A 5,221-nucleotide genomic window follows, 5' to 3' on the forward strand; every position below is an offset into this window, starting at 1 on the left:
CCTGCTCGATGTTGGCCACGATGGCCTCGCTGGCAGCGCGGAACTCGTCGTGCGGCAGTAGGCCGCCCACCTCGTCCCAGGTCTGTTGTGTCACGGGCCTCCTCCTCGTCGCAGTCACGGCAGCTCTTTAGAGAGCACCTGGACCCGCCGTTGGGTTCGCGACGTCGAGCCTCTTTTGCCGCAGGAATCTCACTGGTCTCTCAGGCTAACCATGTTTGTCGCTATCGCCGACCCCCGCAGGTAGTCCGTCGGTTACGCCCCGATATTCGCCACGTCGGGGGACGGGGATTCGACCGACCCCGGGGCCCGGCAGGCCGGGCGGGCGGCGAGGTACACTGCCCGACATGGCCGGAGTCTTCCTGCTTCTTACCGGGCCGTGCTGATGCGCTGAACGCGCGACAGCACGGCGGCCCCTCCTGCGCGAGGGGCTTTTTTGTGCCCGCCGCCGGCCCGGCCCGGTGGCGCCGAGACGAAGCGAAGCGAAGCGAGGAGAGACGATGAGTGAGGCAGCCGCACCGGCGGGCGACATTCCCCCGTTCCGGTACACCGCGGCCCTGGCCGACGAGATCGAGACTCGTTGGCAGGACACCTGGGCGCGCGAGGGCACCTTCCACGCACCGAACCCGGCCGGCCCGCTGGCCGACCCGACCCACCCCCGCGCCGGCGCGGAAAAGCTGTACGTGCTGGACATGTTCCCGTACCCGTCCGGCGCCGGCCTGCACGTCGGCCACCCGCTGGGCTACATCGGCACCGACTGCTACGCCCGCTACCAGCGGATGACCGGCCGCAACGTGCTGCACGCGATGGGCTTCGACGCGTTCGGCCTGCCGGCCGAGCAGTACGCGGTGCAGACCGGCACCCACCCCAGGACGACCACGGTCGCGAACATCGAGCGGTACAAGGCGCAGCTGCGCCGGCTGGGACTGGCCCACGATGAGCGCCGCTCGGTGGCCACCATCGACACCGACTTCTACCGCTGGACCCAGTGGATCTTCCTGCAGATCTTCAACTCCTGGTACGACCGCGACGCCCGCCGGGCCCGCCCGATCGCCGAGCTGATCGCCGAGTTCGAGGGCGGTAACCGGCCCACCCCGGACGGCCGCGCCTGGGCCGAGCTGAGTGTCGCCGAGCGCCGCCAGGTCGTCGACGACCACCGACTGGCGTACGTCTCGCAGGCCCCGGTGAACTGGTGCCCAGGGCTGGGCACCGTGCTGGCCAACGAGGAGGTCACCGCCGACGGTCGCTCCGACCGGGGCAACTTCCCGGTCTTCAAGCGCAACCTGAAGCAGTGGATGATGCGGATCACCGCGTACGGTGACCGGCTGATCGAGGACCTGGACAGCCTGGACTGGCCCGAGCCGATCAAGATGATGCAGCGCAACTGGATCGGCCGATCCACCGGCGCGCACGTCGACTTCCCCACCGCGCTGGAGCCGATCCGGGTGTTCACGACCCGGCCGGACACCATCTTCGGGGCCACGTACATGGTGCTGGCGCCCGAGCACGAGCTGGTCGACACGCTGGTGCCGGCCGCCTGGCCGGACGGGACGAGGGACGCCTGGACCGGCGGGCACGCCAGCCCCCGGGCGGCCGTCGAGGCGTACCGCAAGTCGGCGGCGGCCAAGACCGACGTCGAGCGGCAGTCGGACAGCAAGGAGAAGACCGGCGTCTTCATCGGCGCGTACGCCACCAACCCGGTCACCGGCGGGCAGATCCCGATCTTCATCGCCGACTACGTGCTGGCCGGCTACGGCACCGGCGCGATCATGGCGGTGCCGGCGCAGGACGAACGGGACTGGGCGTTCGCCGAGGTCTTCGAGCTGCCCATCGTGCGTACCGTGCAGCCGGCGGAGGGCTTCGACGGCAAGGCGTACACCGGGGACGGCCCGGCGATCAACAGCGCCGCGCCCGAGCGCGGCCTGGACCTGAACGGCCTGGGGATCGTCGACGCCAAGGCGACGATCATCGCCTGGCTGGAGGCGAACGGGCACGGCACCGGAGCGGTGACCTACCGGCTGCGTGACTGGCTGTTCTCCCGCCAGCGCTACTGGGGTGAGCCGTTCCCGATCGTCTACGACGAGACCGGCGCGGCCATCGCCCTGCCGGAGGAGATGCTGCCGGTCGAGCTGCCGGAGGTGGACGACTTCTCCCCGAAGACGTTCGAGGCCGACGACGCGAACAGCAACCCGGAGACTCCGCTGTCCCGGCGGCGCGACTGGGTCGAGGTCGAGCTGGACCTGGGTGACGGGCCGAAGCGCTACACCCGGGAGACCAACGTGATGCCGCAGTGGGCCGGCTCCTGCTGGTACGAACTGCGCTACCTGGACCCGACCAACTCCGATCGGTTCGTCGACGCGGAGAACGAGCGTTACTGGATGGGCCCGAACGCCGACGGCGACTGTGGGGGCACCGACCTGTACGTCGGCGGTGCCGAGCATGCCGTGCTGCACCTGCTGTACGCGCGGTTCTGGCACAAGGTGCTGTTCGACCTGGGGCACGTGTCGTCGTTCGAGCCGTTCCGCAAGCTGTTCAACCAGGGCATGATCCAGGCGTACGCGTACACCGACTCGCGTGGCAGCTACGTCCAGGCCGAGGAGGTCGTCGAGCGCGACGGCGCCTACTACCTGGACGACCTGGTGGTCAACCGCGAGTACGGCAAGATGGGCAAGTCGCTGAAGAACGTGGTGACGCCCGATGACATGTGCGCCGCGTACGGCGCGGACACGTTCCGGGTGTACGAGATGTCGATGGGTCCGCTGGAGGTGTCCCGACCCTGGGAGACCCGGGCGGTGGTCGGCTCGTACCGGTTCCTGCAGCGGGTCTGGCGGGCGGTCATCGACGAGCAGACCGGCGCGCTGCGGGTCACCGACGACCCGGCCGACGAGGCGACCCGCCGACTGCTGCACAAGGTGATCGACGGGGTCCGTGGCGACATGGACGGCATCCGGTTCAACACGGCGATCGCCAAGCTGATCCAGCTGACCAACGGGCTGACCGGGCTGTCGGCGACGCCCCGCGAGGTGGCCGAGCCGCTGGTCCTGATGGTGGCGCCGTTCGCCCCGCACGTGGCCGAGGAGCTGTGGCGGCGGCTGGGCCACGAGACGTCGCTGACGTACGCGGACTTCCCGACCGCCGACCCGGCGCTGCTGGTGGCCGACACGGTGACCTATCCGGTGCAGGTCAACGGCAAGGTCCGTGGTCGCATCGAGGTCCCCGCCGACGCCTCCGAGGAGACCGTCCGCACGGCGGCCCTGGACGCGGTGGCGGCGGCCCTGGCCGGCAAGGAACCCCGCAAGGTCATCGTGGTCCCGGGCCGCATGGTCTCGGTGGTTGTCTGACGTGCACGGAGACGCCCAACAGCAGCCCCGCGTGGTCGGTCACGGGCACGCTGGCAGCGGTGGCAGCTGGTCCAGGCGCAGCAGCGAGTACGCCTCCCGCTCCGGGGGGACCGAGTTGTCGTCCCTGTCCACCACCAGCGCACCACCCGAGACGACCGCGTGGGCGTCATCGGCGGTCAGCCGGACGTACGAGCCGGACCGCAGGTCGGCCACGTACCAGCCCTGGTGGTAGTTGAAGACCACCAGGTCGCCGCCGGCCGTGGGTGAAGCGACCCGGTGGAAGGGGTCGACGGTCGGGGGTCTGGCGCCCGATGGCAGCGAAGGTGCGGTGGCGGGAGACGGCGAGGGCTGGCTGACCCGGAACACCCGGACCGGTGCCGACCAGTCCGGTCGCCAGACGGTCAGGTCGCGCTCGTCCGGGGACACCCAGGCCGTGGTGCGGCCGTCGGTGGTCACTTCCATGGTGGTACCCGGTCCCGGGCTCGGCTGCGGCGCGGAACCGGCCTTCCCGTCCGGACCGACCGCGTTCAGGCGGCCCGTGGCCCGGTCGAACCAGAGCAGGTCGGCGCCGTGGAACCCGACACCGGTCACCGGACCGGTGGCCACCGTGCGGACGGTCCCGGCAGCCAGGTCGTGCAGGGCCAGCTCGGCCCTGTCCTTGCCGAGGATCGTGGTGATGGCGAGCTTTCCGTCGCGCAGCGGGGGCCGGTAGAGGACATCCGCGGTGCCCGCGACCTGCCGTGGTGCGGCCCCCGACTCCGCGTCCCAGACGAAGAGTTCGGCGCCACCGCCGCCGTGGGGTGCCGCCCGCCCGAGGTCGCTGCGCGCGTACACCAGCCAGCGCCCGTCGAAGACGGCCCACAGCGGGAAGGTGAACATGTCTGGCATGGTGGCCACCTCCTGTCGGCGGCCGTCCTCCTTCTGCCAGACCAGCGTCATCGGGCCGCCGCGCTGCACCATCGCGAACGCGGAGCGGCCGTCCGGTGCCGGGGCGAGCGCCGCCCACAGCTCCCCGGGCTCGTGCGGCAGTCGGCTGTCACGGAGCACGTCCTGCCAGCTCTGTGGCATGGCGACCGGGCAGAAGTCGGCACGCGGCGGTGCGGTCACCCGTGTCGCGGGCACCGCCTCGGCCGTAGCGGGCGGCGCGGAGGCGGCCGGTGAGTCACCCGGGGTGCACGCCGCGAGCAGAGCCGCCGCGAGGGTCGGAACGATGGCAGTGGCGGCCCGGAAGCGGGCCGTGGCTCGGGGCGCGGGCTTCATGGTCGCAAACGCTAGATAGCGCCGGCGGTGTCCGATGCCCCGCTGGCGGGATCGTCGTCCGGCCGTTACCACCGCCGGTCCGACCGGACCCATCCCGCCGACGCCCGTGGACGGCCCGGATCTGCGCGGCTTGCCGGCGCGGGTCAGCCGGTCGAACCTGCGGCACCCCGTCGTTGGGCCCGCCACCACTGGCGTACGAGCACCAGGCTGGCGATCAGGCCGAGGCTGGCCGGGGCGGCGGCGTACCAGTTGATGTGGCCGGGGGAGCTGACCGCCGCGCCGATCGCGGCGTACCCGAACGCGGTCGGCGCGGACGCGATCACGCTGCCGGTCAGGAACGGCGCCAGCCGGGCGGCGGTGGTGCCGTAGCCGTAGCTGACCAGACCGAAGCCGGCGATCGGCAGCAGCCGGACGGTGACCACGCCGAACACGCTCTGCCGCGCGAACCACCGGTCGAGGCGGGCCAGCCGGCCGCGGACCCGCTCGGCGACGAACTCCCGGCCGAGCAGCCGGCCGACTGTGAAGCCGATCGCCGCCGCCACCAGTGCGGCGCCCAGGGCGTACGCGGCACCCTCCAGAGGGCCGAAGATGGCACCCGCGGCGAGTGTGATGAAGGTCCGGGG

Annotated in this window: 3 protein-coding genes; 1 reads left to right on the forward strand and 2 read right to left on the reverse strand. The window is 71.6% G+C overall.

What is annotated here, in order from left to right:
• The first annotated feature begins 497 nt into the window (after window positions 1-497).
• Window positions 498-3,338 (forward strand): leucine--tRNA ligase, encoded by a 2,841-nt coding sequence (leuS, locus tag ABZT18_RS32020; protein ID WP_354994860.1) that lies wholly within the window; start codon window positions 498-500, stop codon window positions 3,336-3,338.
• 39 nt (window positions 3,339-3,377) lie between these two features.
• Here leuS and ABZT18_RS32025 read toward each other — a convergent pair whose 3' ends face one another.
• Together ABZT18_RS32025 and ABZT18_RS32030 are read right to left on the reverse strand one after the other, a co-directional pair.
• Window positions 3,378-4,598 (reverse strand): hypothetical protein, encoded by a 1,221-nt coding sequence (locus tag ABZT18_RS32025; protein ID WP_354994859.1) that lies wholly within the window; start codon window positions 4,596-4,598, stop codon window positions 3,378-3,380.
• Window positions 4,599-4,741: 143 nt separating this feature from the next.
• A partial coding sequence (locus ABZT18_RS32030) for a VTT domain-containing protein (protein WP_355253269.1) occupies window positions 4,742-5,221 on the reverse strand: 480 nt, incomplete at its 5' end.

Source organism: Micromonospora sp. NPDC005291 (assembly GCF_040607415.1).
Taxonomy (GTDB): Bacteria; Actinomycetota; Actinomycetes; order Mycobacteriales; family Micromonosporaceae; genus Micromonospora.